4 protein-coding genes are annotated in these 1,733 nt (G+C 43.6%); all 4 read left to right on the top strand.

Annotation, left to right across the window (positions count from 1 at the left end):
- The first annotated feature begins 80 nt into the window (after positions 1-80).
- The 4 genes from rpmG (at position 81) to rplK (ending at position 1,564) form a co-directional block, all read left to right on the top strand.
- A complete protein-coding gene (rpmG, locus tag AC1DWN_RS33340; RefSeq protein ID WP_477563117.1) occupies positions 81-230 on the top strand; it encodes a 50S ribosomal protein L33 in 150 nt (49 codons plus the stop codon).
- 19 nt (positions 231-249) lie between these two features.
- Positions 250-459 (top strand): preprotein translocase subunit SecE, encoded by a 210-nt coding sequence (gene secE / locus AC1DWN_RS33335; protein WP_028609673.1) that lies wholly within the window; start codon positions 250-252, stop codon positions 457-459.
- A gap of 24 nt (positions 460-483) precedes the next feature.
- The gene (gene nusG / locus AC1DWN_RS33330) at positions 484-1,017 is read left to right on the top strand and encodes a transcription termination/antitermination protein NusG (RefSeq protein ID WP_477563116.1); all 534 of its coding nucleotides are present in this window, start codon (positions 484-486) and stop codon (positions 1,015-1,017) included.
- 121 nt (positions 1,018-1,138) lie between these two features.
- Entirely contained in the window at positions 1,139-1,564 is a 426-nt protein-coding gene (gene rplK / locus AC1DWN_RS33325; protein ID WP_475813303.1) for a 50S ribosomal protein L11, read from the top strand.
- Positions 1,565-1,733: the final 169 nt, after the last annotated feature.

Genomic DNA, 1,733 nt, shown 5'->3' with positions numbered 1-1,733 from the left:
AGTTTTGGTGTTGGAATCAATGATGTTTCATATAGAGCTTCATGATTCGTATTTTGTAGCAGTTCGGGAGGTGTAATTCAATGCGGGTAATTATCACGTTGGCATGCACAAACTGCAAACAGAGAAACTATGCGAGCAGCAAGAACAAACGCAATCACCCCGACCRCATCGAGTTGAAGAAGTTTTGCAAGTTCTGTAACGAGCAGACTCCTCATCGCGAGACGAGATAGTCAATTTGGAGGTGTGAACGTGGCATTTTTGGCTAAACTAAAGCAAAGCTTTGGTACAACGTTTAGTTTTTTTGCCGACAGCTGGGCGGAACTGAAGAAGGTTCGCTGGCCAAGCCGTAAAGAGTTGACAAGCTATTCGATAGTAGTTTTACTGACGATAACGTTTGTAACTATTTACTTCTGGCTTCTTGACATCGGGATCTCGTCTCTGGTTGAACTCATTGTTTAAGAAGGGTCCAAAGGTGGATTTGTGATGGAAAAAAGATGGTACGTCGTGCATACTTACTCTGGATATGAGAACAAGGTGAAAGCCAATTTGGAACGCCGTGTTGAATCAATGGGCATGGAAGACAAAATCTTCCGCGTGCTCGTTCCTATGGAAGAAGAAGTGGTAGAAAAGGACGGCAAGAAAAAGGTTGTTCAACGTAAGGTCTATCCCGGATATGTTCTTGTGGAAATGGTTCAAACTGACGATTCATGGTACGTTGTTCGAAATACGCCTGGCGTAACTGGATTTGTAGGATCGACTGGTTCTGGTTCAAAGCCGGTTCCTCTATTACCTCATGAAGTAGAGCAAATTCTCAAACACATGGGTATGGATGAGCCAAAGCCGAAAATCGAGTTCGATTTGAAAGAGACAGTTCGCGTCAAAGTAGGTCCTTTTGCAGATTTTGTCGGAACAGTAGAAGAAATTTTACTCGACAAGTCGAAGCTTAAGGTTCATGTGAACATGTTTGGTCGGGAAACCCCTCTTGAGTTAGATTATACTCAGGTGGAGAAGATTTAATATCTGGTTTCTGAATGCGTCGGAAAACTCTGGCGTATGTTGTATCGCGAAATAGTGGATTCTATTCGTAGAATCATATACTGTTTACGTTTGGATTTCAGGGTAGGGAGGTGTCTCAGGCATGGCAAAAAAAGTCATCAAAATGGTCAAATTGCAAGTATCTGCAGGTAAAGCAAACCCGGCGCCACCGATTGGTCCAGCACTAGGTCAAGCGGGCGTTAACATTATGGCGTTTTGCAAAGAGTTTAATGCTCGTACAGCAGATCAAGTAGGCTTGATTATTCCAGTTGTAATCACAGTATTCGAGGACCGTTCCTTTACATTCGAAACAAAAACGCCGCCGGCAGCAGTATTGCTTCGCGTCGCAGCTGGTATCGAAAAAGGTTCAGGCGAGCCGAATAAAAAGAAAGTTGCTACTGTAAAACGCGATAAAGTTCGTGAAATTGCAGAGCAAAAAATGCCGGATCTAAACGCAGCTTCTGTAGAATCAGCAATGCGTATGGTTGAAGGTACTGCTCGTAGTATGGGCGTAACAATCGTTGACTAATTACACTTCGTCCATCGGGACGAAAGCCTTGCAAGGCTTGTAGTGGCTTGCAAGTGGGAGGATCATCCTTAGGAGGATGTTCCGCTACAACCACATAAGGAGGAAATTACAATGGCTAAACACGGTAAGAAATATATCGAAGCTGCTAAGCTAATTGATAGCGAAGCAA

The sequence above is a fragment of the Paenibacillus sp. P4_A7 genome, assembly GCF_056402455.1.
The sequence above is the reverse complement of the archived record's forward strand: the minus strand, read 5'-3'. Positions and strand labels throughout refer to the sequence as shown.